This window comes from Streptomyces sp. BE303, assembly GCF_036290945.1.
In the GTDB taxonomy this organism is placed as follows: Bacteria; Actinomycetota; Actinomycetes; order Streptomycetales; family Streptomycetaceae; genus Kitasatospora.
Window position 1 is genome coordinate 1 of the sequence record NZ_JAQYWZ010000622.1, and the last position, 531, is coordinate 531.

Annotated in this window: 1 protein-coding gene; it reads left to right on the top strand. The window is 75.5% G+C overall.

Annotated features, from left to right (window positions below; genetic code table 11):
• Window positions 1-531: PIN domain-containing protein (locus PUR56_RS43425; protein WP_329949197.1), on the top strand; the 531-nt coding region annotated here is incomplete at both ends.

Here is a 531-nt window from a genome sequence, read left to right on the forward strand (position 1 = left end):
GATACTGCCGGCCGGCTACCGGGTCGGGGGCGGCGAGGCGGACACCCGCATCCTCGCGGTCGCGCGGAACCTGCAGGCCGAGGGGTACGACGTCACCGTCGTCTCCAAGGACCTCCCGCTGCGGATCAAGGCGTCCTCGGTGGGCCTGCTCGCCGAGGAGTACCGGGCCGAGCTGGCGGTCACCTCCGGGTGGACCGGCATGTCCGAGCTGCACGTGGCGGCCGACGACGTCGACGCGCTGTTCTCGGCCGGCCACGACGCCGCGGTGTCCATCGAGGGCGTCAGCGACCTCCCCGTGCACACCGGACTCGTGCTCACCTCCGAGCGCGGCCGGGCGCTCGGCCGGGTCACCGGCGACGGCCGCGTCCGGCTGGTGCGCGGAGAACGCGAGGCGTTCGGACTGCGCGGGCGCAGCGCCGAGCAGCGGGTCGCGCTGGACCTCCTGCTGGACCCGGAGGTCGGCATCGTCTCGATGGGCGGCCGGGCCGGGACGGGGAAGTCCGCGCTGGCGCTCTGCGCCGGGCTGGAGGC